The 24,066-nt window shown below is 62.9% G+C and carries 22 protein-coding genes and 1 pseudogene; 16 read left to right on the top strand and 7 right to left on the bottom strand.

Going from position 1 to position 24,066, the window contains the following annotated elements; genetic code table 11:
- Window positions 1-89: 89 nt before the first annotated feature.
- The 4 genes and pseudogenes from ABFX19_RS13765 to ABFX19_RS13750 all read left to right on the top strand — a co-directional run bounded on the left by ABFX19_RS13765 (window position 90) and on the right by ABFX19_RS13750 (window position 4,554).
- Complete coding sequence (locus ABFX19_RS13765; RefSeq protein ID WP_346028618.1) at window positions 90-3,221, top strand: DEAD/DEAH box helicase; 3,132 nt, start codon at window positions 90-92, stop codon at window positions 3,219-3,221.
- Between the two features lie 234 nt (window positions 3,222-3,455).
- Window positions 3,456-3,713, top strand: a complete 258-nt coding sequence (locus ABFX19_RS13760) for a helix-turn-helix transcriptional regulator (protein ID WP_277356983.1) — start codon at window positions 3,456-3,458, stop codon at window positions 3,711-3,713.
- Window positions 3,710-3,985: pseudogene (locus tag ABFX19_RS13755) on the top strand (HipA N-terminal domain-containing protein); the annotation flags it as partial. The gene ABFX19_RS13760 and the pseudogene ABFX19_RS13755, both read left to right, overlap by 4 nt.
- 89 nt (window positions 3,986-4,074) lie before the next feature.
- A complete protein-coding gene (locus ABFX19_RS13750; protein ID WP_346028617.1) occupies window positions 4,075-4,554 on the top strand; it encodes a HipA domain-containing protein in 480 nt (159 codons plus the stop codon).
- Between the two features lie 47 nt (window positions 4,555-4,601).
- Here ABFX19_RS13750 and ABFX19_RS13745 read toward each other — a convergent pair whose 3' ends face one another.
- Both ABFX19_RS13745 and ABFX19_RS13740 read right to left on the bottom strand, forming a co-directional pair.
- On the bottom strand, window positions 4,602-5,459 hold the full coding sequence (locus ABFX19_RS13745) for an SDR family oxidoreductase (protein ID WP_346028616.1): 858 nt from the start codon (window positions 5,457-5,459) through the stop codon (window positions 4,602-4,604).
- A 15-nt stretch (window positions 5,460-5,474) separates the two neighbouring features.
- Entirely contained in the window at window positions 5,475-5,921 is a 447-nt protein-coding gene (locus tag ABFX19_RS13740; RefSeq protein WP_346028615.1) for a nuclear transport factor 2 family protein, read from the bottom strand.
- Window positions 5,922-5,975: 54 nt separating this feature from the next.
- Between ABFX19_RS13740 and ABFX19_RS13735 the strand changes: the two genes are divergently transcribed.
- Window positions 5,976-6,617 carry a TetR/AcrR family transcriptional regulator gene (locus tag ABFX19_RS13735; RefSeq protein WP_346028614.1) on the top strand — a complete coding sequence of 214 codons (642 nt, stop codon included), beginning with the start codon at window positions 5,976-5,978 and terminating at the stop codon, window positions 6,615-6,617.
- 60 nt (window positions 6,618-6,677) lie between these two features.
- Here ABFX19_RS13735 and ABFX19_RS13730 read toward each other — a convergent pair whose 3' ends face one another.
- Window positions 6,678-6,923 carry a type II toxin-antitoxin system Phd/YefM family antitoxin gene (locus tag ABFX19_RS13730; RefSeq protein ID WP_428831054.1) on the bottom strand — a complete coding sequence of 82 codons (246 nt, stop codon included), beginning with the start codon at window positions 6,921-6,923 and terminating at the stop codon, window positions 6,678-6,680.
- Between the two features lie 644 nt (window positions 6,924-7,567).
- Between ABFX19_RS13730 and ABFX19_RS13725 the strand changes: the two genes are divergently transcribed.
- A complete protein-coding gene (locus ABFX19_RS13725; protein ID WP_346028612.1) occupies window positions 7,568-8,104 on the top strand; it encodes a hypothetical protein in 537 nt (178 codons plus the stop codon).
- Between the two features lie 51 nt (window positions 8,105-8,155).
- On the opposite strand, the gene ABFX19_RS13720 is transcribed toward ABFX19_RS13725, so the two are convergent.
- A complete protein-coding gene (locus ABFX19_RS13720; protein WP_346028611.1) occupies window positions 8,156-10,195 on the bottom strand; it encodes a transketolase family protein in 2,040 nt (679 codons plus the stop codon).
- Window positions 10,196-10,307: 112 nt separating this feature from the next.
- Here ABFX19_RS13720 and ABFX19_RS13715 point away from each other — a divergent pair, with 112 nt between their 5' ends.
- The 5 genes from ABFX19_RS13715 to ABFX19_RS13695 all read left to right on the top strand — a co-directional run bounded on the left by ABFX19_RS13715 (window position 10,308) and on the right by ABFX19_RS13695 (window position 14,831).
- Window positions 10,308-11,438, top strand: a complete 1,131-nt coding sequence (locus tag ABFX19_RS13715) for an ROK family protein (RefSeq protein ID WP_346028748.1) — start codon at window positions 10,308-10,310, stop codon at window positions 11,436-11,438.
- 121 nt (window positions 11,439-11,559) lie between these two features.
- Window positions 11,560-12,015 carry a PTS sugar transporter subunit IIA gene (locus ABFX19_RS13710; RefSeq protein ID WP_346028610.1) on the top strand — a complete coding sequence of 152 codons (456 nt, stop codon included), beginning with the start codon at window positions 11,560-11,562 and terminating at the stop codon, window positions 12,013-12,015.
- Between the two features lie 35 nt (window positions 12,016-12,050).
- A complete protein-coding gene (locus ABFX19_RS13705) occupies window positions 12,051-12,323 on the top strand; it encodes a PTS sugar transporter subunit IIB (protein ID WP_056550377.1) in 273 nt (90 codons plus the stop codon).
- Window positions 12,324-12,362: 39 nt separating this feature from the next.
- Window positions 12,363-13,916 (top strand): PTS ascorbate transporter subunit IIC, encoded by a 1,554-nt coding sequence (gene ulaA, locus ABFX19_RS13700; protein WP_346028609.1) that lies wholly within the window; start codon window positions 12,363-12,365, stop codon window positions 13,914-13,916.
- A gap of 174 nt (window positions 13,917-14,090) precedes the next feature.
- Window positions 14,091-14,831, top strand: a complete 741-nt coding sequence (locus tag ABFX19_RS13695) for an NYN domain-containing protein (RefSeq protein WP_346028608.1) — start codon at window positions 14,091-14,093, stop codon at window positions 14,829-14,831.
- An 87-nt stretch (window positions 14,832-14,918) separates the two neighbouring features.
- On the opposite strand, the gene ABFX19_RS13690 is transcribed toward ABFX19_RS13695, so the two are convergent.
- Window positions 14,919-16,301, bottom strand: a complete 1,383-nt coding sequence (locus ABFX19_RS13690; RefSeq protein ID WP_346028607.1) for a VWA domain-containing protein — start codon at window positions 16,299-16,301, stop codon at window positions 14,919-14,921.
- 110 nt (window positions 16,302-16,411) lie between these two features.
- On the bottom strand, window positions 16,412-17,437 hold the full coding sequence (locus tag ABFX19_RS13685) for a LacI family DNA-binding transcriptional regulator (protein WP_346028606.1): 1,026 nt from the start codon (window positions 17,435-17,437) through the stop codon (window positions 16,412-16,414).
- A gap of 177 nt (window positions 17,438-17,614) precedes the next feature.
- On the opposite strand from ABFX19_RS13685, the gene ABFX19_RS13680 reads away from it, so the two are divergent.
- From ABFX19_RS13680 to ABFX19_RS13660, 5 genes are all read left to right on the top strand, one after another.
- The gene (locus ABFX19_RS13680) at window positions 17,615-18,835 is read left to right on the top strand and encodes a sugar ABC transporter substrate-binding protein (RefSeq protein ID WP_346028605.1); all 1,221 of its coding nucleotides are present in this window, start codon (window positions 17,615-17,617) and stop codon (window positions 18,833-18,835) included.
- Window positions 18,836-18,840: 5 nt separating this feature from the next.
- Window positions 18,841-19,815: a carbohydrate ABC transporter permease gene (locus tag ABFX19_RS13675; protein WP_346028604.1), complete on the top strand. Its 975-nt coding sequence runs from the start codon at window positions 18,841-18,843 to the stop codon at window positions 19,813-19,815.
- Between the two features lie 121 nt (window positions 19,816-19,936).
- Window positions 19,937-20,689: a carbohydrate ABC transporter permease gene (locus tag ABFX19_RS13670; protein WP_346028747.1), complete on the top strand. Its 753-nt coding sequence runs from the start codon at window positions 19,937-19,939 to the stop codon at window positions 20,687-20,689.
- 26 nt (window positions 20,690-20,715) lie between these two features.
- Window positions 20,716-21,495, top strand: a complete 780-nt coding sequence (locus tag ABFX19_RS13665) for a ThuA domain-containing protein (protein ID WP_346028603.1) — start codon at window positions 20,716-20,718, stop codon at window positions 21,493-21,495.
- Entirely contained in the window at window positions 21,492-22,607 is a 1,116-nt protein-coding gene (locus ABFX19_RS13660) for a Gfo/Idh/MocA family protein (RefSeq protein ID WP_346028602.1), read from the top strand. The genes ABFX19_RS13665 and ABFX19_RS13660 overlap by 4 nt, the downstream gene beginning before the upstream one ends.
- 285 nt (window positions 22,608-22,892) lie before the next feature.
- Here the strand turns inward: ABFX19_RS13660 and ABFX19_RS13655 are convergent, their stop codons facing one another.
- Window positions 22,893-23,639 (bottom strand): hypothetical protein, encoded by a 747-nt coding sequence (locus ABFX19_RS13655; protein ID WP_346028601.1) that lies wholly within the window; start codon window positions 23,637-23,639, stop codon window positions 22,893-22,895.
- Window positions 23,640-24,066 lie beyond the last annotated feature (427 nt).

Here is a 24,066-nt window from a genome sequence, read left to right as displayed (position 1 = left end):
GGTCGTGGTCTCCTCACCCGCGGGGTACGGCGAGACCGGCACGCTCGGTGCGCTGCCGGTCAGCAAAGCGCACCGGTATCCTTGAGGTGATGCCATTCGACGCTCCAAAAACACCAGCAAAACCGCCTGCGCAAGAGGCACCCACAGCGCCTGCATCTCCCGACTGGCAGCGTAGCCTCGACTCGCTCCTGAACCCGAAGCCTGCTGCGCCGGTTAATACGTACTCAGCCAGCGGCTACTCCGCCCGTTCACCCGTGCCTGCGGTTCCCCTGGCGCTCTCCTTCGAATTGCGTGAAGACGCACCGCGTTCCTCGCCCAGCCGGTTCAAGCGGCAGGACCCGGGCGTGCATCTCTACATCCGACCCGTGCAGCGCAGCGCCGGCGGCACCTGGATCACCGGCCAACTGCGCTGGCAGAGTTTCTTCGCCGGGTATAACAGGGCAGGCTTCGAGGACGCGCACTGGGACTGGATGTCCACCTTCGCAGCAGTTCGCACGCGGAGTGCAGGTTCGGGTCAGGGCCCCGGTGACACAATCCGGGTGGACGATTTCCGGAGCCCGCTGCTGTGGGACCTGTTGGTGCGCGGCCGCGAGGCGGGAGTGCAGTTCATCACCGCTGGAAGCGGGAAGGTCACGCTCCACACCACCGCGGACGTAAGCCTCAATGTGCAGGCCAACGGCGGTGGACTGATCCTCGCGCCCCACGTGGAGGTTGATGGCGATGCCCTGGATCCGACGTCGATCGGTCTGGTCGGTTCGCCGGTCCACGGCATCTTCTGGTGGGACCCGGAGGACGCACAGGCACCGCTGTCCGACCGGAATATCGGACTTGCGCCCACGTCCACTCCGATTCCGGGGACCCTCCGTTCCCTGGTGACTGCGCAAATTCCGCTGCAGATTCCCGAAACCGGCCGGGAGGCTTTCCTCCAGGACTACTATCCGCAGCTGCACCAGCAGGTGAACCTCATCTCGAGGGACGGCTCGGTTGAGTTGCCGGAGATCCCGCCGCCTTCCCTGCTGCTGGAAATCAGCTACGCGCCCACCGCAACCGGCTCGCGCCGTCGTGCCTCCGATTCCCCCGCGCAGACTGAGGCAGTGCGGTTGAGCTGGTCCTGGGAGTACACCCAGGGAGGAACGACGACGGCGCACCCGCTTCCCGACGACGGCACCGGCCACCGGGACCAGCCGGCGGAAGCCGGCACCCTGGCCACCGTTGCCGGAGTGCTCGACGGCTTCCGCGCCGCCTGGTATGACGCTTTTCCGCGGCCGGCGGACGGCTTTCCGGGCCGGCCGGAACCGAGGGAACTGCACGGCGTGGCCGCCGCACGGTTCGTCGCCGAACTGGTGCCGCAACTCGAAGCCCTTGAGCACGTGCGCGTCGTGCAGAGCGAGGACGTCCCCGACTACACGGAGCTGACAGAGCAGCCAACAGTTTCCGTGAGTACCAGCGAGACGGACGACCGCGACTGGTTCGGCCTCGGCGTCAGCGTCTCGCTGGGCGGCACGGAGGTTCCGTTCGGCGAGTTGTTCCGTGCGCTCGCCCTCGACGAGGACCACCTGCTGCTACCCGGGGGCGGCTACTTCTCGCTGGACCAGCCGGAATTCTCCCAGCTCCGCCGGTTGATCGAAGAAGCCCGGGCGCTGCAGGACAAGGACACTGCTGAGCTGCGGATCAGCCGCTTCCAGGCAGGCCTGTGGGAGGAGCTGGCGGACCTCGCAGCCACTGCCGAACAGGCCGAGTCCTGGCGGAACTCGGTGTCCGCGCTGCTTGAGCTGTCCGAGGTGCCTGCCAGGGACGTGCCGGCCGGAATTCAGGCAACGCTGCGGCCCTATCAGCAGGAGGGCTTCAGCTGGTTGGCCTTTCTCTGGGAGCACGGACTCGGCGGCATCCTGGCCGATGACATGGGGCTGGGAAAGACGCTTCAGGCGTTGGCGCTGATCGCGCATACGCGGGAGACGCACACGCGGGAAGCGGGGCAGGAAACGCGGCCATTCCTTGTCGTCGCTCCCACGTCCGTGGTGCCCAACTGGGCGGCCGAGGCTCACCGGTTCGCGCCGAACCTGCGCACCGAAGCAGTAATGGATACGCTCCGCCGCAGCGGTGCCGATCCTGCCGTGCTGGCGACCAGCAACGACGTCGTAATTGTGTCCTATACGCTGTTCCGGCTGGATTATGAGGCCTACGCCGCACAGGAGTGGGCAGGGTTGATCCTGGACGAGGCGCAGTTCGTGAAGAATCCGGTGACCCGGGCCAGCGAGAATGCGCGGGACTTCCCGGCGCCGTTCAAGCTGGCGATTACCGGCACACCGATGGAAAACAACTTGATGGAGCTGTGGTCGCTCTTTGCGATCACCGCCCCGGGCCTGTTTCCCAGCTCCAGAAAGTTTGCGGAGTACTATCAGCGGCCCATCGAGAGGGAGTCCGACGCCGAGAGGCTGGCTCAGCTGCGGCGCAGGATTCGTCCGCTGATCACCCGCCGCACCAAGGAGCTGGTGGCGAGGGACCTTCCGCCCAAGCAGGAGCAGGTGCTCGAACTTGAGCTTTCTCCCCGGCACCGCACCATCTACCAGCGGCACCTGCAGCGTGAGCGCCAGAAGGTGCTTGGCCTGCTCGCTGACATGAACAAGAACCGGTTCGAGATTTTCCGGTCGCTGACGATGCTGCGGCGGTTGAGCCTGGACGCGTCGCTGGTGGATGAGAAGTATGCAACGGTTCCATCGAGCAAGCTGGACGCGCTGTTCGAGCAGCTTGAGGACCTTGTTGCGGAGGGCCACCGGGCGCTGGTGTTCAGCCAGTTCACCGGGTTCCTGGCCAAAGCGGTTGAACGGCTGGAGGCAGCCGGAATGGACTATGCCTATCTGGACGGAAAAACCCGCCGACGTGCGCAGGTGATCGAGAAGTTCAAGTCCGGAGAAGCGCCCGTCTTTCTGATCAGCCTGAAGGCGGGCGGGTTCGGTCTGAATCTCGCCGAAGCGGATTACGTCTTCCTGCTGGACCCGTGGTGGAACCCGGCCAGCGAAAACCAGGCGGTGGACAGGGCGCACCGGATCGGGCAGCAGCGCAACGTGATGGTGTACCGGCTGGTGGCCAAGGACACCATCGAGGAAAAGGTAATGGCGCTGAAGGAGAAGAAGGCCAAGCTCTTCACTGCAGTAATGGACGACGACGCCATGTTCTCTTCCGCTCTCACCGCCGGCGATGTGCGGGGCCTGTTTGAGTGAGACGCTGGCGGTACTGCTTTTCTAGAGTGGCACGCAGCGTCTAAACCAGTAGGGCGACCGGCATGATCGTGCCGTTTTATCGGTTTTGACCTCACAACCTGGCTGTTCTCAGGACAGATAGGCACGAATCGGAACGTTCGTACCGTTTGATGCTCGATTGCCGTTGAAAAGCTCGTCAGAGGCCCACATACTGAAAGAATCGGTACGATCGTGCCGGACGAGGAGTGGATAAAAGTGGCTTTCGAGCAGACTCTTGCGGAATCCGTGCGTGCCCGGCGCGTCGCCGAGCAGCTCACCCAAGCTGATCTCGCTGACCTTGCCGGCGTTTCGGAACGATTCGTCCGATCCGTTGAACACGGGAAGCCGACGGTCAGGTTGGAGTCGCTGCTGGTGGTCCTTCGCACACTGGGACTAGATCTCGCTGTCACGGGCTGGCGCCGCGAGACGCAGGGCGCTGAAGGGCCCGAGTCGCAGGGCGGTGGCATCCGATGAAATCATTCGAGGATGTCAAGGGTCAGCGGCAGGCTGACGTCTACAAACGGGGTGTCCTCGCCGCCCAACTGGAACGGTATGAAAGCGGGACACGGTTCAGCTATCTGCCGGAATACCTTGTGACGGGCGGTCCAGCAGTGGCGGCATCGCTACCGCTGTCATCCGAAGCCGTGATCCTGACCGCTGGCGCTGTGCCCCCTTTTTTTGCTGGTTTGCTGCCTGAAGGGCGCCGCCTCTCATTGCTGCGCAGGGCCGTAAAAACGTCGATGGACGATGAACTGTCCCTTCTGCTCGCAGTCGGAGGTGACACGGTGGGCGATGTGCAGATCGTCCCCAGGGGCAGTTCCGTGACGGAGGGTACATGGGGCTGCATCCCGCCGCTAAATATGATGTGCCCTATGAACAGGTGTGCCGGGAACTCATCGCACTCTGCGATGCTCCGCTTCCGGCGCTGCGCAACCTGGCGCTGCAACTGGTCTTCGCCTGGCTGACGGGGAACGGCGACCTTCATGCGAAGAACGTCTCTCTCCTGCAGGATGCGCTCGGCGGTATCGCAATCGCGCCGGTCTATGACATTCAGTCGACCGTGGTTTACGGAGACAGATCACTTGCTTTGCCCATAGCGGGGAAGCGGACAGGTATCTCGCGCAAGCATTTTCTGGGCTGGATGGAGGATGTGGGCCTGCCGCAGCGGGTAGCCGATCGGGTTCTCGACATTGCTTTGAGTGCGACCGGGACTTTGATTGACGACCTTCGTGCGGGAGCGGTTCCTTTCTCGGACGCCGAGATCAGGAGTTGGGTGAAGGAACTGAAGAACCGCAGGCGTCTGGTCGAGGCGTAAGGCTCCCGGCGGGGCATGCAAATTCTCACCGCACGGCAGAAACAACCTCAGCCCACGTGCTGGACCGTGGCGTCGAGGAATTCCCTGAGCGAGGTCCCTTTCACACCGTAAGTTTCCGCCATGCCCGTCATGTCCATCGGGGAATCATAGGTCTCCAGTGCCGTGAGGAGCTGCACAATGAATTCCGGCATCCCGGGTACCGGTTCACCCAGAGGAACTGTGCGGACCTCCACCGGACGGCCCAGGAACTGCTCGAACGTCGCGACGACGTCCCGCCAGGAGAGCGGTTCCGGACCGCCCACCCGAACGGTTTGATTCTCGGACGCGCGGGAGTGGAGCGCGGCCAGGGTGTAGGCGGCGACGTCGGACACCGCCACGAAGGAGTGCCTGCGCTCGCCGGAGCCAACCAGTGTGACCGGGGTACCCGACAGGGCCGGCCCCCCGACGACGCCCATCACCAGGAGGTCGATGTACACATTCGGCTGGATCGACGTCCAGACCATGCCGGATTCGGCAAGGTGCATTTCCGTCTCTCCCTTCGCCTGAAGCAGCGGCATGGTGCTGGCGGGGTCCGCGCCAAGCGACGAGATGAAGATGAACCGCCCGACCCGCTCGGCCGCGGCCGCATCGACCAGATTGCGGTTTCCCATCAGATCCACTGACTCGATGGTGTCGGCCCCGCCCCGCGCCGTTGAGTTCGCCGTAGTGATGACCGCGTCGACACCCTTGCAGGCTTCGCGGAGTGAGGCCGGATCCTTGAGGTCACCGAGGGCAACCTCCGTGGTCGGCCCGAAATTGCCCACAGCATCCGGCCGGACAAGGACACGGACAGGTTCGCCCTGCTGAATGAGTTGCTGCGTAATGAGCCCGCCGAGCTTGCCGGTGGCTCCGGCTACGAGAATCATGATGCTTCCTTTGGGCTAGCGGTCCAGTTGGTGAGTGAGAGCGGCGGTGACGCCCCGGGCGTCGTCGTCGACCGGTTCCAGAAAGAATCGGGCGCCGGTGATCGCCTCTGTCCCGACGGTGAAGATAACGACGCCGCGCAGCAGCTTGGCAGAGCCGTCGCGGCCGGTGCCGCGATGCTCCCATTCGGTCCAGACCACCTGACCGTCGATGGCCGCGCTGACAACGCTTGTCTGGATATCGGGAAGAGATTCGAAGATGGTGCGCCAGTTCTGCCGAACCTGGTCCACTCCGGTGAAGCTGCGTGCCGGGTGGGCCGGTGTGATGTTGACGTAGTCGTCCGCGAAACAGGCGGTGAGGGCATCGAGGTCGTGGTCGTTGATCGCGCTGACGAGCCTGTCGATTACCCGTAGCGGGCTCCGCTGCGGGTCATCTGCATGAGGGTGTTCCTGGTTGCCGTTCATCGGCTAACCTTTCATTACAGTGCTTTGTACCCAATACCAAGTATGGAGCTGGCAATGCCTCCGGTCAATGGCCGTCGCCCCTATAATTCAAGCCGCCGAAAGGCACTCGCAGAACAGACGCGCGCCATGGTTCTTAATGTCGCGGAACAGCGGTTTCTGCAGGACGGCTACGCGGCGACAACCGTGGCCAGCATTGCCGCAGCGGCGGGCATCTCCGCGGAAACTGTCTACAAGTCGTTCGAGAACAAGTCAGGGTTGGTCCGCGCCATCTACGAGCGCGGTTTGACCGGCACGGGTGAAACTCCCGCCTATCGACGCTCGGATGAGGTCAGAGAACGCATTGATGATCCCCGGGAGCTGATGCACCAGTGGGGAACCCTCACAGCTGAAGTGGCGTCGACAGTCACTCCAATCCTCCTGCTCATCCGATCCGCAGCGGCGACAGACTCATCGATGGCCGGACTGTTGGAGGCGAGTAACGCGCACCGCCTGGAACGGATGAGGCATAACGCCGAATTCCTGGCCGAACGCGGTTTCCTGAAGGAAGGGGTCACCCTGTCGGACGCCATCGATGTGCTGTGGACGGTCAGCTCCCCGGAGCTTTATGAACTGCTGGTGCTTCAGCGCGGATGGACGCCGGCCCAGTTCGCAACCTTTGTCGCGGACACCATGAGTGCGGCGTTGCTTCCGCCGTAGGCCTAGCGTGAGACCTAGTTTCCGAATGCGTCTTCCCACGCTGACCCGCCCAGACCAGCGTTATTCGGCGCGCTCGTGAGCCACGCCCTTGCCGCTGCTTTCAAGATTCTCGATGGAGCCAAGGAGCCGCCGGGCATTCTCCGGGCTGCGAATTAGGTAGACAGTTTCCTTCAGGGACTGATAGTCGTCCAGCGCCACGATGACGACGGGATCCTTGCCGGCACGGGTGATCACCACTTCTTCCCGGTCATCGAGCACAGCGTCGAGAGTGGCGGCGTAGTTGGCGCGGGATTTGGAATAGGTCATGGTCTTCACGAAGACCTCCTTGAGTGCAAATCATTGTACGCAAGGAGGAAAAGTCCGTGGACAATTCAGGACAGCACGTCCGCCGCCTTCGCGTGGGTGGACGCGTCCCGGATGCGGTGTACCGCACGGCTCGTTCTTGCTGAAAGGCCGCCCGAGGCGTAAGTTACGACAAAGCTCGGCGCGCTGGGGCAACGGCGAAACCTCCTTCGAGGAAGATGGCTATGACAACTTACCGGCGTGCCGCAAAGTCGAAACAAGCTATCGCTGCCGTCGTGTTGACTGCCTGTCTGGGAGCTACGTCATGTACGGCTCCGCAAGACCAGACGGAGCCGGGCCCTGCCATCCCTGCGCCGAGTTCCTCTGTCGAGGCAGAGCCGGAGCCATCTGCGTCGGAGCCGCCAGCGCCGGATTCGCCAACGTCCGAGGCAGAGCCGCAGCCATCTGCGTCGGAGCCGCCAGCGCCGGATTCGCCAACGCCTGAGGCAGAGTCGGAGCCACCTGCACCAGAGACGGAATTCGACACGTTCACCGGGTCAGCCTGGGGGATCACCTTCGAGTTCGACCACCCGTCTGCATGGACAGTGAGCGTCCTACCCAATTCGAACAGAAGTTCCTTCACACTCCTTGATCAGGAAGGGAACAGTATGGGCGGGCTCAACATACAACCGGCCATAGGGTTCAACTGCCCGCCGGCGGGTTGCGAGAGCTTCCCGTTGCTGCATCTTGATGAGACGGTCAGTGACGAGGGCATCATAGATGGCGAACCTTTCGCCGTAACAACGCTCGCAATGGACCTGTCCTCGATGCCCGAGCGAGCTCGACAATCAGGATGGAAGGACAGCGTTCGCCTGGTGACCTCTGTGTCCGGAAGGAATGGTCCACCACCGGCGGAAGCAGATCCCAACGGCATCTACGGTTTCGAGTCTGTTGAATTGGAATCTCAAGCCGAGGGGACGGGTCCCGCCATCGTCGCCTTCCAGAAGGTAGACGACTTCCCTGACTTGCAAGCGGCCGTGGACTACATCAGGACAGAGCAGTACCAGCAAATTCAGGACGTGATGAGATCGTTCAGCGCTCGCGCCTGCACGGGTGACCGCGCCGAGCCCAGAAGCTACACAGGTCCAAACAACAACTCCGTTCTGGACCTGTGCGCCGCTGAGGAGGTTTCACCTGAGCTATAAGAACTTCGTCGCGCAGCTGATGGCCGCTGCGTTGCTTCCGCCCGCGACGCGCTAGGGAACAGGATGGCCGGTGCGAAGCACCCGCCGGGCTGCGTCAAGAACAGCATCCAGATGGATTCCGCGCAGGCGCATAACTTCTGCGCCGGATCCTGACTCGCCGAACTCCTCGATGGAGACCACCTCGCCTGAGGATCCGGCCCAGCGGTACCAGGCATCACCCCGTCCGGCTTCGATTGCCACCCGGGCAGTCAACGACGGCGGAAGCACCGATTCCCGGTAGTCGCGGTCCGCTTCGCTGAACCATTCAACGCAGGGCATGGACACGACCCGCGCGGCGATCCCTTCGGCCTCGAGAGCCTGGGCAGCCTCGATTGCCAGCGACACTTCGCTGCCGGTGGCAATCAACGCAAGGTCCGTCCCGACACCACTCTGCCACCGGACAAAGCCGCCGGCTCTGGCACCGTCCGCAGTGTCGCCGTCGGACTCCAGGACCGGTACATCCTGCCTGCTCAGCAACAGCGCCACCGGCCGCTGCGGGGATGCGAGGATGCGCTGCCAGACTGCGGTGACCTCAACTGCATCAGCCGGCCGGACGACGTCGAGCCCCGGCACAGTGCGCAGGGAGGCGATCTGCTCCACCGGCTGATGCGTGGGGCCGTCTTCGCCGACCGCCACCGAATCATGGGTGAAGACGTAGATCACGCCGAGTCCCATGAGTGCCGCTAGTCGGATGCTCGGACGCATGTAGTCGCTGAAGACCAGGTACGTGGATCCGAAGGGGCGCCAGGGCCCGTGCAGCGCGATGCCGCTCAGAATCGCGGCCATCGCGTGTTCGCGGATGCCGAAGCGGATGAACTCGCCTCCCGGGTCGCCCGCCGAGAACGGTTTGCCATCCACGGCGACATTGGTCGAGCCGCTCAGATCAGCCGACCCGCCCCAAAGCCGAAGCGATTCCTGCAGCGCCTTGATCACCGCGCCGTTGGTCTTGCGGGTAGCCACCGGATCTCCCGGAGAACCTGTGGCGATTGCCTCCAGCGGCGACGGATCGGTGGCGCCGTCCCGGAAGGCATTCCAGCGCGCGGCGGCTTCGGGCTGTTCGGCTTCCCACGCGCTGTGCTCGCGCTGCCAATCAGCGTGCAGTGCGGCGCCGCGCTCAGAGGCAGCACGGGTGTGGGCCAGGATTTCGTCATTCACCAGCTCGCTGAGCTCAGCGGTGGGGGAGTAGCCGAGCGATTCCAGGACCGCGCCGACTTCCTCCTTGCCGAACCCGCCTGAGTGCGCCGCAGGAGTCCCGCCGAACTTGGCGGAGGGCGCGCCGATGACGGTCTTCACGGCCACGAGCGTCGGCTGGCCGGTTCGTTCGGCGGCAGCACGGAGGACGGCTTCGATGGCTGCCAGATCGGTGGCGTCGTCGATCTCGAGGACCCGCCAGCCATACGCGCGGTAGCGGGCGCGGACGTCCTCGGAGAAGGTGCCGGAAGTGTCGGCGTCGATGGTGATGCCGTTGTCGTCCCAGATCAGCACCAGATTGTCGAGACCCAGACTGCCGGCGAGGCTGGAGGCCTCCGATGACACGCCTTCCTGCAGGCATCCGTCCCCGGCCAGCGCCCAAACGGTGTGGTCCAGGTGATCAGACCCCGCTGCGAAAAGCGCCGCTTCATGCCTGGCTGCCATGGCCATGCCGACGGCGGAAGCAACTCCCTGCCCCAGTGGCCCGGTGCTCATTTCCACGCCGACGGTGTGGTGCACCTCCGGATGGCCTGGAGTCTTCGACTTCAGTGAGCGGCTTGCCGCCAAGTCCTCAAGGGTGAGCCCGTACCCGGTGAAATACAGCTGGAGGTAGAGCAAGAGGCTTGCGTGGCCGGCGGACAACGCGAACCGATCCCGAGCCGGCCAGTGCGGATGCTGCGGTGAATGCCGGAGAACCCGCGAGAACAGGACGTGGGATAGCGGCGCCAAGGCCATTGCCGTCCCAGCGTGTCCGTGGCCTTTCTGCTGCACGAGGACGGCTGGAATCGCCTGCGCAGCGGCGACCGCGCGGGCGTCCGCAATAGAAGGAAACCCAACGGTGGAAGAATCTTCTCTAGTCACGGACGCCACTTTGGTATACACCTGTACTTAAGTCAATGCTTGGATGATGTGCGGCCGCAGTCGGCCGGGAGAAGGGGACGCAATGGTCAAGGGGATGGCAACCGGCTCAGGTGTGGCATTGAGTTTGATTCGATCGGGGCGTGCCACTACCCGGAACGACCTCATCGAGGTGCTCGGTTGGTCGCGGATCACCCTTGCCCGCCGGCTCGACGAGCTGCTCGACGCCTCCATCATCGTCAGCGTTGGCCAACTGGACTCCCGGGGCGGAAGGCCGCCGGAAACCTTCGCCGTCAATGCCGACGCAGGCCTGCTCCTCGCCGTCGATATCGGCGGCTCGCACACCCGCCTGGCCATCACCGATCTCACCTCGACGCTGCTGGCCGAAGACGAGGCGGATATCGGTCTCAATGAAGGCCCCACCGAGATCTTCGAATGGGCAGGGCAGGTCTTCGATTACATGCTCCGCAGCATGGGCAAGGAGCGTAGGGACGTCGTCGGGATCGGTGTCGGCGTGCCGGGTCCGGTTGATGTGGCAACCGGGCGGCTGGCCAGTCCACAGGTCTATCCCGAGTGGGACGGCGTGCTGGTGCGTGAATATTTCAAGACCCGTTATGACCACGCCGTGTTCGCTGTCGACCGGGACGTGAATGTCATGGCGCTCGCGGAGGCACGGAAGGCGCCCACTGAGGAGCCGAACCTGGTGGTGGTGAAGGCTGGAATGGGACTGGGGTTGGGGTTCGTCACGGATGGCCGGGTCTACCGGGGAGCGCGCGGCGGTGCCGGTGACGTGAGTTGCCCGACGCTCGGCGGGGACCGCTTGCAGCGGTTGGAGGAGGTCGCCAGCGGTGCCGTGCTGAGGGCCAAATTGCTGGAGCGCGGCTACACGGTCCGTACCAGTGCGGACATCGTGGAGCTCGCCCGCCAGGGTGACCAGACAACGCTTTCCCTGATCGAAGAAACGGCGGCGATCATCGGGCAGACGCTTGCCGACGTCGTCGGCTTGTTGAATCCGGAAGCGGTGATCATCGGAGGCAATCTGGCCCAGTCCGGAGATCCGTTCCTGCAGCCGATCCGGCAGGCAATTTTCGACGGCGCCAGGGACTTCGCCACGCGCGGCCTGGTGGTTGAGCCAAGCCGGTTGGGGCACGCGGCGGGCGTCACCGGCGCGTCACTGCTGGCTCAGGATGCGCTCTTCGAACCCGGCCGAATCAGCCGGATGACGCGCACCGGAACCACCAAATAGCTAAGCCTGTTGACGATAACGAATTGAAATCCACTTTGGGTTACTTGTAGACATAAGCCCCTTTGCGACGGTAGCGTGTGACGTGCGCCACCCCCTGCCCCACCAACGCAAAGGATTTGCTGTGAGCCTGAATCTTGCCGAAGAGCTGTCGTCGATCACCACGAAAGCGACGGCCTCCGACTGGAGGGCAGCAATCCGCCTCGCTGGTGACGGGCTGGTGGCCGGTGGCGTCACCACCGAGGCCTACACCGAGGAAATGATCACGGCTGTGGAGGAACACGGACCGTACATCGTGATTGCCCCTGGAATTGCGCTGGCACACTCCCGTCCAGCGGAGTCGGTCCTCAAGGGTGGATTGAGCTGGGTAAGCCTGGAAACCCCCGTCGAGTTTGGCCATGCATCGAATGATCCGGTGACCCTGGTCATCGGGTTGGCCGCGCTGGACCACACCGCGCATATCGAAGTACTCAAAGCAGTTGCCGGTGTGCTCTCCAATAAGGAGGTCCGGGCGCGGCTTGAAGCAGCGGAGACCCCGGAACAGGTCCGCGACCTCCTCAGTGGCCTGGCCACCAAGTAAACCGACCCTCATCAACCTGGACTGAAAGGCATCTCATGAAAATCGTCGCCGTATGTGGAATGGGCATTGGAACCTCAGTGCTCCTGAAGATGAATGCAGAGAAAGTTCTCGCCTCACTGGGCATCGATGCGGATGTCGAAGCCGCAGATATCGGTGTGGCCCGAGGCGCAGCACAGACCGCGGACATCGTCCTCACCTCCGACGAGCTCGCACCCGAGATCGGTGACGTTCCGGCGGAAGTCATCATCATTGACAACTTCTTCGATCTCGACGAGATCACCGAGAAGCTCACGCCGGCCGTCCAGTAGAACCTTTCCGTCCAGAACAGTAGAGAAGGAGCTCCCACGATGGAGTGGCTCGTTGTAGTACTGAATTTCATAGGTCAACAGATTTTGAATGTGCCGGCCTACCTGATCGGCATCATCACCGCCATCGGTCTGATGGCCATGCGCCGCAATTCCGGGCAGGTGATCGGAGGCGCGCTGAAGGCAGCGCTGGGCTTCCTCATCCTGGGTGCGGGAGCCGGCGTCGTCGTCGGTTCATTGGATCCGCTGGGAGCGCTGATCCTGGCCGTCACCGGCGCCCAGGGCGTGATCCCCACCAATGAGGTCATCACCGCACTCGCGCAGGAAGAGTTCGGTGCTCAGAGCGCGTATGTGCTGACCCTCGGGTTCATCGTGATGCTGATCCTGGCTCGCTTCACGCCGCTGAAGTACGTGTTCCTGACCGGTCACCACATGGTGTTCATGGCAACCATGCTCACCGTGGTGCTGTCAGTTGGATTCGGTGACGGCCTGAGCTGGCTCGTTGTTCTCATTGGTGCGCTGCTGCTCGGCGTGATCATGGTGGTCATGCCGGCGTTCGCCCACCCGTGGACAAAGAAGATCACGGGCAATGACACCATCGCTATCGGCCACTTCGGCACCCTCGGCTACATTGCCGCCGGCGCCTCCGGCCAGGCTGTGGGCCGGCGAAGCAAGTCCACCGAGGACATCAACTTCCCGCAGGGGCTCAAGTTCCTCCGCGACTCAATGGTTGCCACCTCGCTTTCCATGGTCCTCATTTACATGGTGTTCGCGATCTGGGGCTTGATCGCGCTTCCGCTCGAGGAAGCCCTGGCGATCTTCGGTGCAGCGGATGCCGGTGCCTTCATCATGGCGGGCTTTGGGCTGGCGCTGCAGTTCGGTGTTGGTGTGGCGGTCATTCTCTACGGTGTGCGGACGGTGCTGGGCGAGCTGGTTCCGGCGTTCCAGGGCATTGCCGAGAAGGTTGTTCCGGGCGCCAAGCCCGCGCTGGATATCCCGATCGTGTTCCCGTTCGGTGCCAATGCGGTGCTGATCGGCTTCCTCAGCTCGTTTGCGGGCGGCCTGATCAGCCTGGGCATACTTGCCATCTGGCTCAACCCGATGTTCGGACTGGCGCTGATCCTGCCCGGCATGGTTCCGCACTTCTTCACCGGTGGCGGTGCCGGTGTTTACGGCAACGCGACGGGTGGACGTAAGGGTGCTGTGATCGGCGGGTTCGTGAACGGCGTGATCATCACCATCCTGCCGGCGATCCTCCTGCTGGTGCTCGGCGAGCTTGGCTTTGCCAACAGCACCTTCGGTGACGCGGACTTCGGCTGGTTCGGCACCCTGATCGGTGTGAGCCTGCTGGGCGGCACCACGCTCGGTGTTGTCTTGACCATCGTGATTGCGATGGTGCTGGTGGTCGCGGCCATCGCTTTCCAGCGCAAGTTCGTGGATACCGGCTGGGTTCCCGGAGCCAAGCGACAGGAATGGCTGGATGGGCTGAAGGCCGAGGAGAAGGCCCGGGCCGATGCGGAGAAGGCGCGCAAGACGGAGGAGCGGAAGGCCGCTGCGGCGTCGAACGCGGAAAGTGTGCCACAGAAGGCTGAGTAGGGGTTAACGGTAGGGAAGGGCGGCACCGGAGGCGGTGCCGCCCTTCCTCGTTCTGGGGTGAGTTAGCGAACGACGACGGCGGCGGCAGGCCAGTTCCAGACGCACGGTTGAGCAACACGTGGTTGAAGTGCCGGGTGAGTTGACCGCACCTGAGTCTGCCTGCATGCTCAACAGGTGAAGCCTGAAGAGAAGCGCATAGCCTTGCTCATCGATGCTGACAACGCGCCAGCCTCCAAGATTGATGTGGTCCTTGCCGAAGTGGCGCGTCATGGGGTCGCGAATGTACGGCGGGCATATGGTGACTGGAAAAGCCCCTACCTGCAGCAATGGGAAGCAGCCCTTCACCCGTACGCGATTCGGCCGATGCAGCAGTTTGCGTACAGCACTGGCAAGAACGCCGCTGACATGGCCATGGTGATCGACGCCATGGACCTGCTCAGTGGCGGCTCAGTCGACGCCTTCGCGCTTGTCTCCAGCGACGCCGACTTCACTCCGCTAGTTATGCGCATACTGGCGGACGGACTGAAGGTGTACGGGTTTGGGGAGAGAAAAACCCCGGATCCCTTTGTCAACGCTTGTTCCCTGTTCACCTATGTTGAGGGACTGGGCCAGTCGCCCGTTAGCGCCGATACTTCCTTGCAAGAACGCGCTGACCCGAAAAAATTGCGAGGAGATACTCGTCTGGTGCTCCTCATGCGCAACGCTGTTGAAGCTGCAAGCGGTGACGACGGCTGGGCGAATCTGTCAGCGGTGGGAAGTCAGATAGGAAACCAGGCGTCGCTGGACTCCCGTAACTACGGTTACCAGAAGTTGAGCGAGCTGATCGATGCCATTGGATTGTTTGACCTCAGGAGGGAAAGCCAGACTGTCCTTGTTCGAGACAAGCGAGTCCTGGCAAAGGACGTTGCAGGGTAAGAGCTCTTCCTTCTTCGATGTCACACCAGGAGTGTGAACGAGCACGACAAGAAGCGGAAGCGTTCATCGTCCGGTCCCCCCGATCTGTCAGTTGCCCTGCAGCCGCTCGTAGTACTCGGTCCACTTGCTCTGCGCCCGGTTGTACACGGCCTCCCAGTTCTGAGCCCGCTCGCTTTCCGCCGCTTCCCAGTTTTCCGCCCGCGTTTCCTCGGCCCAGTTCCAGACGGTGGTGCGCCGCTGGTCAAAGAAATCCCAGATCTCGCTGCGGACGTCGTCGTCGATCTCTCCGCGAAGGAGGTTGGCCACCCGCTTGCCGCGCTCGGCCTCATCATTGGCAGTGCGTTTCAGTTCGGTGCTCACTTCATTGACGGTCCGTTTGATGTCACTGCTGGCCTCGCCGATTGCCGCCAGTTCGGTGCTGCGCCACTCGTTCCAGGCGCGGAGCATCGCCCGGTTCTGCTCCTTCCAGTAGGCATCCAGGTCGGCCTGTGAGTTGGCCTGGGTGTACTTCCCGCCGCCGGCTGCGGCAATGGCGGCGAGGGCTGCCTGGTCGGTGTCTCCGGCCTGGAAACCGATCACATTCACCACCGGCTCGATGCCGGAGACGCTCAACTCCTTGGCCGCCTCGACGGGATCTCCACCGCAGGTTTCGACGCCATCGGTCACCACGTAGACGATGCCGTCCGTGGCGTTGCCAGGGAAGTCGGACGCGGCATCGCTGATGCCCTGTGCGAGTGGGGTGTAACCGGTCGGCTGGACGGAGGCGAGGGTCTCTTCCAGCCCGGCGTCGTTTGATGCGCCGGAGTAGAGCACCTCGGTGGTTGCGCAGGATTCGGCCTTGCCGGCTTCCGAGGCGTCGCCAGCGTGGCCGTAGACCCGCAGGCTCACGGTGCTGCCCCCCGGCAGCTCCTCGGTGAATGCGAGCAGTGAGGCCTTCGCAGCCTCCATCCGGCTGCCCTCTCCGGAGCTTTCAGCCATTGAATTGCTGGCATCGAGCACCAGGGCGAAGTGGTTTTGCCCGACGCTCTGCTCCTCCGCCGGTGCAGTTCCGTTTGCGGTGGGTTCGTCGCCGCGCTCGCCGGTGCCGGGGTCAAACCTGACGACGGTCTTGACGTTCTCGGTGTAGTCGCCATGGATGAGCGCGAGGATCGCACTGCTCCACTCGTCTGCAGTCTGCGGATCGCTTTCCCGGGCGGCGGCGAGGACGTCTTCCACCGTGCCCGCCTCGGCGTTGGGTCCGGGTTCGACCAGCAATGACTCTTCGAGTTCGGTCAGTGCGCGCGGTGCATCGTCGAACGGAACCGCGGTGAGCCCCGCTGTGCCGGCGACTGCTGGGGAGCTGGAGGCGGCCGCCGTCGTCGTTGGTTTCGGGGGAGCAGAGGTCCCCGGTTCGGCAGGCTCTCCGGCGGCGCAGCCTGTGACGAGCGCGAGGGTGGTCGCAATGAGCAAGGGGGAGCGCAGTGAGCGCATGGTGAGACTTCCTTTGGTGCACAGTTTTCCCAGTCGAAGAAGTAATTCTACTGAGATCTTGGAGTCCCGCCGCGCCTGTATGCCGGCGGCACGTCCGTTGATCGAGGCCGCTAGTGAGCAGGTGTCGCCGCTGGTCCCGTCGACTGCCCGCCCTCGAGCGTGCACATCACCAGTTCCTGCCGCAGCTCCGACGCCCGCCCCTCCAGCTGGTCGATCAGTGCCTCGACGCCCATTCGCCCCAGCTCGGTACTGGGGGAGGACATGACCGTCAGCTCCGGATCCGCCATCGCCGCCATCTCCGCCGACGACCCAACCGACAACACAGATAGATCCCGAGGAATCTCGATCCCCGCGTGCCGCAAGCCGCTGACAAATCCCGTGGCCGCGAGTTCATTCTGGATGATGACGCCGGTCGCCTGCGGAAAATTACGCAGCAGGACAGCAGCCGCGGCTTTGCCCGCCCGCGGTGTCGCCTCACACGTGAACGACGCCGGCTCCAGCCCCCGGCGCCTCATCTCGGTTTCGTAGCTGTCCCGGGAGCGGCCCACCGGGCCGAAACCCTCAAGATCGCGGCTGCCCACGGCGTCGTCGAGCAGCACGATGCGTGAGTGACCGAGCTCGGTAAGGTGCCGGACAGCCGCGGCCAGCGTGTCTTCGAAATTGATGTCGACGTAGGTCAGTGCACTTGGGTCGCGGGTGCGCCCGATTAGGGCGAACGGCGTCCCAGACTTCTCGAGCTCCTCGACGCGGGGATCGTCGAACTGCACCTCCATCAGGATCACCCCGTCCACCAACCCGGTCGACGTCAGTTCGGTCGTCTGTCCGGCGTCGTTGCTGATCGGCCACAGCACCAGGTTGTAGCCGAGCTCGCGGGCCGCAGCCGCTGCGCTGGTGAAGAAGTGCACCACCGTTCCGCTGAAGGAGTGCTGCAGCGCCGGAAACAGCAGCGCAATGATCCGGGTGCGTTTACTCGCCAACGCCCGCCCGACGACGTTGCGCCGGAACCCGAGCTCCTGCATCGCCGCCTCGACCTTCGCCCGGGTGGCGGGGGAGACCGGCTTGGTGTTGTTGATGGTGAAGGACACCGTCGCGATGGACACATTGGCGTGCCGGGCAACGTCCTGCATGGTGGCCATGGGGACCGCCCTTCGGGTCGGCGAAATCGGACGCGGACCGTATGAAGATCCGCAGGAACTCCTTCAGTAAAGCGTTTAAATTTTTCCTTGACAAGTCCGGTTGTGACCCACCACACTCGATGGGAGCTACTCAGTTAAGCGTTTTACTTTCCGCAACGACCAAGGCAAAGGAGCCCCATGAAAAACCGGAAACTCACCCTGGCAGCCATGACCGCCATCGCACCGCTCGCGCTGACCGCCTGCGGGGGAGGCGGCGGCAGCGCCAGCTCAAGCGGCGAGGTCGAGTCTCTTTCCGTCGTCGACTACTACAACAACGAGCCGGACAAGACGCTCGTCCAGGAAGCTATCGACCGCTGCGCTACCGAGCTCGGCGTCACCATCGAACGCGAGACCGTCCCCGGCAAGGACCTCATCCAGAAGGTGCTTCAGCGTGCGTCGTCGCAGACCATGCCCGACGTCCTCATGCTCGACAACCCGGACGTCCAGGAGATAGCGGCCACCGGCGGGCTCTCACCGCTAAGCGATTACGACGTCGACACCTCCGGTTTTGCGCAGGGCATGCTGGATGCTGCCACGTACGAGGGCGAGGTCTACGGGCTCGCACCGACCGCCAATACCCTCGGCATTTTCTACAACCCCGAGCTGCTGGGGGCCGCCGGCGTGGAGCCCCCGACCACCTGGGACGAACTCAAGGCCGCCGCGGAACAACTGACGGAAGGTGACCAGTACGGCATCGCGTTCTCCGCCATCGCCACCTACGAGGGCAGCTGGCAGTTCCTGCCATTCATGTGGTCCAACGGCGGCGAGGAAACCGACCTCACCAGCCCCGAGGTCGCCGAAGCACTGGCGCTCTGGAAGGACCTGGTGGACAGCGGTTCGGCATCCGAGGCCGTCATTAACTGGTCCCAGGCCGACGTGAAGGATCAGTTCGTCGCGGGCAAGGCCGCCATGATGGTCAACGGCCCGTGGCAGATCCCGGCTCTGCAGGAGAACCCGGACGTGAAGTTCGCCTCCGTGCAGATCCCCGTCAACGAGGAGGGCCAGACGTCCATCGCACCGCTCGGCGGCGAAGTCTGGACCGTTCCGGTCACGGGTGATGACGCCAAGCAGGCCAAGTCCGCTGAGTTCGTCGAGTGCATGAGCAACGACGAGAACCAGCTCGCCCTCGCCGAAGCCCGCTACACCGTTCCCACCAAAACCGCGCTCGCCGAGGAGTACGTCGCCAAGGTCCCCGAGATGGAGTCCTTCACCGAGCAGGTGGCCAACGCCCGCTCGCGCACCGGCCAGCTCGGTGAGGAATGGCCCGAAGCCGCCACCGTCATTTACAACGCCATCCAGCTCGCGCTGACCGGCAAGGCTGAGCCGGCTGAAGCCTTCGAACAGGCCTCGGCGGGATAACTGCGATGATGCGGACTGACACAGCAGGTATCAACACTGCCACGACGACGACGGCGGCAACCTCCTCCGCGGAGGCGCCGCCTCCCGTCCGCGCACCGCGCCGGTTCTCCCGGGAGAACGTCACGCGCCTGCTGTTCGTGGCGCCCGCGGCCCTGTACCTGGTGTTGTTCTTCGGCTACCCGGTGGTCAAGAACATCACCATGAGCCTGCAGGAATACACCACCAAGACCTTCTTCACCGGAGAAGCGCCCTGGGTGGGACTCGCGAACTACCAGGCGGTACTGAACAGCAACCTGTTCTGGCCGGCGATGACCAACACGGCGCTGTTCACTCTCGGGTCCATCGCGGGACAGTTCATCATCGGGCTGGCGCTGGCCTGCTTCTTCAAGCGGCGCTTCCCGCTGAGCAACTTCCTGCGCTCGATGCTCCTGCTGCCGTGGCTGTTGCCGCTCATTGTTTCCAGTGCCACCTGGCGGTCGATCCTCGAGCAGGACTCCGGCATCCTCAACCAGTTCCTCGGCACTTTCGGAATTGAACCAGTGCCGTGGCTGACCAGTCCAGCGGTGGCGCTTCTCGCCGTCGTAATGGTGAATATCTGGGTGGGCATCCCGTTCAACGTGACCATCCTCTATGGAGGTCTGCAGGACATCCCGGATGAGCTGTACGAGGCGGGCGCGCTGGACGGCGCCACCGGTTGGAAGGCGTTCCGGCACATCACGCTGCCCAACCTGAAGCCGGTGATCAGCGTGGTGCTGGTGCTCGGCGTCGTCTACACCATCAAGGTGCTGGACATCATCCTGGGCCTGACCAACGGTGGGCCGGCGAATGCTACGCAGACGCTGTCCATCCGTTCTTACCAGGAGTCGTTCATCAACTTCGAGTTCGGGGTGGGTGCTGCGTTCAGCAACATCCTGATCCTGATCTCGCTGGTGTTCGCCGTCATCTACCTCCGTGCCAACCGGCGCGCAGTCGACGAGTAAGGGGACAACCGTGACTACTGTGGAAACCGCCGTCGTACCCGTTCCGGCGCACCGTAACGCAGGCAAGCAACGTACCCGCTCCGCCGGGTACACCGCGCTGGGGATCCTGTTTCTGGCCGTGATGCTGTTCCCCGTCTACTGGATGGTGAACGCCTCGCTGCAGCCCTCCGGTAACACGCTGACCGCCGACTTTTTCCCGTGGAATCCGAGCTTCGACGGGTATGCCCGGGCCATCGCCGAGCAGGGGCCCAACCTGGTGACCAGCCTGATCGTCTCGCTGGGCACCGTGGTGTTCAGCCTGCTCGTCGCGGCACCGGCGGCGTACGCGCTGGCGCAGTTCCGGTTCCGCTGGGTGAACATCGCGCTGCTGGCGATCCTGATCTCGCAGATGATTCCGGGGATCGTAATCGCGAACGCGCTGTACGCGGCGTACAACGACCTCGGGCTGCTCAACAGCATTCCCGGCCTGATCCTCGCGGACGCCACGCACGCCATCCCGTTTGTCATCCTCATCATGCGGGCGTTCATGATCGGCATACCGACGTCGATCGTGGAGGCAGCGAGGGTCGACGGCGCCGGGCTGGTCCGCGCGTTCGTCTCGATTGTGCTGCCGATCAGCCGAAACTCGCTCATCACCGCGGGCCTGTTCGCGTTCCTGTTCTCCTGGAGCGACTTCCTGTTCGCGCTGACCCTCACCACCACCGACGAGGTGCGGCCGGTGACCCTGGGCATCTACCAGTACCTGGGCACGCAGGTATCCAACTGGAGTGCCGTCATGGCCACCGCCGTCCTGTCCTCCCTGCCAGCGATCGCGCTGCTGATCCTGGCCCAGAAATACATTGCGGCCGGTGCCACCGGCGGGGCCGTCAAGTAAACGCTGCTATCGAAAGTGAGAAAACCATGACCACCAGTAATGACACCGTGCGCGTCCTCGTCTGGGGCGAGAACCGCCACGAGCAGGAACAGCCCGAAGTCCGCGCCATCTACCCCGACGGCATGCACAACACCATCCGCGAGGGCATCGAGGAGAACCTCGGCGCGCGGGCTGTCGTTCGAACCGCCACCCTCGACGACCCCGAGCACGGCCTCACCGAGGACGTCCTCGAGAACACCGACGTGCTGGTGTGGTGGGGACATGCCGCGCACGGGGAGGTGACGGACGACGTCGTCGAGCGGGTCCACCGGCACGTGCTGGCCGGCATGGGGTTGCTGGTGCTGCACTCGGGCCACTGGTCGAAAATCTTCGGGAAGCTGATGGGCACCTCGTGCACGCTGCGGTGGCGCTCCGAGGCTGACCGCGAGATCGTCTGGACCGTGAACCCGGCACACCCGATCGCGCAGGGCGTGCCACACCCGTTCATCATTCCCGAGCAGGAAATGTACGGGGAGTTCTTCGACATCCCCGCCCCGGATGAGCTGATCTTCCTCAGCACCTTCAGCGGGGGAGAGGTGTTCCGCAGCGGCTGCACGTTCAAGCGCGGGTACGGGAAGATCTTCTTCTTCAGCCCGGGCGACCAGGACTACCCCGTCTACCACCACAAGGACGTGCGCCGTGTGATCGCCAACGGCGTCGAGTGGGCGAAAACGCTGCGGCCCGAGCGTACGGATCCGGTGCTGCTGCGCTACGAGACCGAGGACTTCTACACCGGCCACGGCTACCAGGGAGCGATGAGCAGTTGATCACCTTCAAGACCGTTGAGACTGCCGGTCCGCTGCGCGTCGTCCAGGTCGGTGCCGGCGGAATGGGCAAGGCTTGGATCCGGACTCTCCAAGCGAACGACGACGTCGAACTGGTCGGACTCGTGGACCTCAACCTGGGTGCCGCGCAGGCAGCGGTGGAGGAGTTCGGGCTGCAGGACGTTGCTTTGGGTACCTCGGTGTCGGAGGTGGCTGCTGCGACCGGTGCTCACGCCGTCGTGAACGTGACGGTGCCGGCGGCGCATCATCCGGTGAATGTGGAGGCGATGTTCGCCGGGTTGCCGGTGTTGTGTGAGAAGCCGGTGGCGCCGACCGTTGCGGAGGGCCTGTCGTTGGCGGCTGCGGCGGAGGTGAGCGGGCAACTGCTGATGATCAGTCAATCGCGCCGGTACTTCCAGGGGTTGACGCAGCTGAAGGCGCTGACTGCCGAGCTGGGTGACATTGGTGTGGTGACGACTGAGTTCTTCAAGGCCCCGCACTTTGGCGGGTTCCGGGAGGAGATGGCGCATGTGCTGCTGGTGGACATGGCGATCCACCAGTTCGATGCGGTGCGGTTCCTGTTGGATCAGGATCCGGTGTCGGTGTATTGCGAGGAGTTCAATCCGTCGTGGAGCTGGTACGACGGCGCTGCTGCCGCCACCGCGGTATTCCAGATGAGCGGCGGCACGCGGTACGTGTATACGGGAAGCTGGTGTGCCGACGGGTTGGAGACGTCGTGGAACGGTTCATGGCGGGTGAATGGTGCCGGTGGTTCTGCGGCTTGGGATGGTGCGGGCGCACCGGTGGCGGAGCTGGTGTCTGGTGCTGTTTTGGTTCCGCCCGCTTCTCACGAGGAGGAGATTGCCGGGGCACTTGCTGAGTTTGTGGCGGCGCTGCGGTCCGGGGACGTTCCTTCGGAGGAGGTGCACTCGAACTTGTTGAGCCTGGCTATGGTGGAAGCGGCGGTGCAGTCGGCGTCGACGGGTCAGCGGGTGCTGATCGACGGCGTGATGGAGGACGCATACCAAGTAGCGGTGGCGTCGGAGCGGCGTGGGGATGTGCGGGCGGCGCTGGAGGTGTGTGGTCCCGCGCGTCGCCGTGCTTGCTCAGAATAAGTTGCTCCGTGGGTATAGGAACGCGGTGATGCACTAGTCGTGCGTAGCCTCGCTCAGTAGCTGCTTCAAGCCGTCCAGCTGATAAAGCGCGGGTCATCTTGAGCTGAGCCTGTGTCAGAATCTCATCGTCAGTCCAGTATTCGGAAGCAGCGACGCTCACCGGCAACAGCACGTGTTTCAACAGAAAGTCCATCCTCGGCAAGTTATCTGCATGGAGGGACTTGGGTGAGTGGCCGGTGAACCTGTATGGCGTCTGACGCTGTCACGGAAAAGTCGCGAAGCATTTCAGGCAGGATCAGTGCCCGATGCCCAAATTTTTTCTACTTCCTCCGCAAAGTGAGTGAACCACTCTTTGTCTGAAGGCGTTAGGTAGAAAATTGGCTTCGACTCACTGGTTGGCTTGTGCCCATACAGTTGAACCATTATCGATGCTGAAGGCATGCCTAAATCCAATGCGTTGATCCCGACTCGGGGCAAGACTGACGTTGTGCGGATCTCCATGTTCCCGCCAATTTTTGAGTGAAGATGCCTCGCCGAGTCGAGTGTCTCCTCAATGGATTTCCGAATTCGAGTGGCAGAGGTGTTGTTACGAGACGCCGCTATCATCTGTAATAGATTTTCGTCATTCGGATTTGGAAGGATTATCCGCACCTTCCCGCCGTTTTCCAGGATCCTTGTCAGATCGCGCTCCATAGTGGGGAGAGTTCGTCTCATCGTCATTCCGGCAAAGAAGTAGTTTGATGATGCTTTCGATCGAGCATCGTAATATTGCTCGGGGAAGTCATGCGAAAAGATGCTAGTTCTGCTGCGTCGCCACGAAGCCGTAATCTCCGCAATTTGGTCGCGACTCCTGATCTGAGATAGAGCAAGGACGCCAAGGAGGCTCAGTACGATTGGGCTCAGAAACTTGGCATCCAGCCCCAGTATTCCCAGGAGTGCGAATGACAGTGCGAGTGCGAAAAGGATCCATACGTCCAAGTTCTTCTTGGATTTGATGTCTGCTATTGCCCATCGGAATAAGTCGATTATCATAGTTAGTCCTAATTGAACACTGACCCTTTCCCCGTGCTTAAGGAGAGTATAGGCTGTCGGTCAGTTTCGCTAGAAGTGCAAATTTTTCCGCATCATGCAACACAGGTCGATCATACGAATCCTCCAGAATCCTATTTTTGCTATATACCGACGCATGAGTGGCTTGAGGCGCTGATGTTATTAGGAGGGTTGCAACGAACGAGCTCTCTTCAATATGGGTTTCGTGGGGAATACCAGCCGGAACCGTGTGATTCTCTCCGGCTGTCACGGTCAGATGTGATGTAGGTCGAAGAGTTTTCTCCCCCACTGCTTCGAAAACATTTCTGTTGACCAAATAGTCTATCTCAGCACAATGGTAAATCTCCGCCTGCGTCGAATCATCTGTAATCTCCTCGTAGAGTGTTTCACTATAAGAGCCAGCCAGGAT

Origin of the sequence: Arthrobacter parietis (genome assembly GCF_039530425.1) — a bacterium.
Taxonomy (GTDB): domain Bacteria; phylum Actinomycetota; class Actinomycetes; order Actinomycetales; family Micrococcaceae; genus Arthrobacter_D; species Arthrobacter_D parietis.
This window is presented reverse-complemented; position numbering and strand designations above follow the sequence as displayed.

Excerpts from the sequence above, each read along its gene's own strand:
- ulaA (WP_346028609.1), top strand. The coding sequence starts at position 12,363 with ATGGAGTGGCTCGTTGTAGTACTGAATTTCATAGGTCAACAGATTTTG.
- ABFX19_RS13735 (WP_346028614.1), top strand. The coding sequence starts at position 5,976 with ATGCCTCCGGTCAATGGCCGTCGCCCCTATAATTCAAGCCGCCGAAAG.
- ABFX19_RS13745 (WP_346028616.1), bottom strand. The coding sequence starts at position 5,459 with ATGATTCTCGTAGCCGGAGCCACCGGCAAGCTCGGCGGGCTCATTACG.
- ABFX19_RS13705 (WP_056550377.1), top strand. The coding sequence starts at position 12,051 with ATGAAAATCGTCGCCGTATGTGGAATGGGCATTGGAACCTCAGTGCTC.
- ABFX19_RS13740 (WP_346028615.1), bottom strand. The coding sequence starts at position 5,921 with ATGAACGGCAACCAGGAACACCCTCATGCAGATGACCCGCAGCGGAGC.
- ABFX19_RS13680 (WP_346028605.1), top strand. The coding sequence starts at position 17,615 with ATGAAAAACCGGAAACTCACCCTGGCAGCCATGACCGCCATCGCACCG.
- ABFX19_RS13750 (WP_346028617.1), top strand. The coding sequence starts at position 4,075 with ATGGGGCTGCATCCCGCCGCTAAATATGATGTGCCCTATGAACAGGTG.
- ABFX19_RS13730 (WP_428831054.1), bottom strand. The coding sequence starts at position 6,923 with ATGACCTATTCCAAATCCCGCGCCAACTACGCCGCCACTCTCGACGCT.
- ABFX19_RS13665 (WP_346028603.1), top strand. The coding sequence starts at position 20,716 with ATGACCACCAGTAATGACACCGTGCGCGTCCTCGTCTGGGGCGAGAAC.
- ABFX19_RS13655 (WP_346028601.1), bottom strand. The coding sequence starts at position 23,639 with ATGATAATCGACTTATTCCGATGGGCAATAGCAGACATCAAATCCAAG.
- ABFX19_RS13765 (WP_346028618.1), top strand. The coding sequence starts at position 90 with ATGCCATTCGACGCTCCAAAAACACCAGCAAAACCGCCTGCGCAAGAG.
- ABFX19_RS13670 (WP_346028747.1), top strand. The coding sequence starts at position 19,937 with ATGCTGTTCCCCGTCTACTGGATGGTGAACGCCTCGCTGCAGCCCTCC.
- ABFX19_RS13725 (WP_346028612.1), top strand. The coding sequence starts at position 7,568 with ATGGGCGGGCTCAACATACAACCGGCCATAGGGTTCAACTGCCCGCCG.
- ABFX19_RS13690 (WP_346028607.1), bottom strand. The coding sequence starts at position 16,301 with ATGCGCTCACTGCGCTCCCCCTTGCTCATTGCGACCACCCTCGCGCTC.
- ABFX19_RS13685 (WP_346028606.1), bottom strand. The coding sequence starts at position 17,437 with ATGGCCACCATGCAGGACGTTGCCCGGCACGCCAATGTGTCCATCGCG.
- ABFX19_RS13675 (WP_346028604.1), top strand. The coding sequence starts at position 18,841 with ATGATGCGGACTGACACAGCAGGTATCAACACTGCCACGACGACGACG.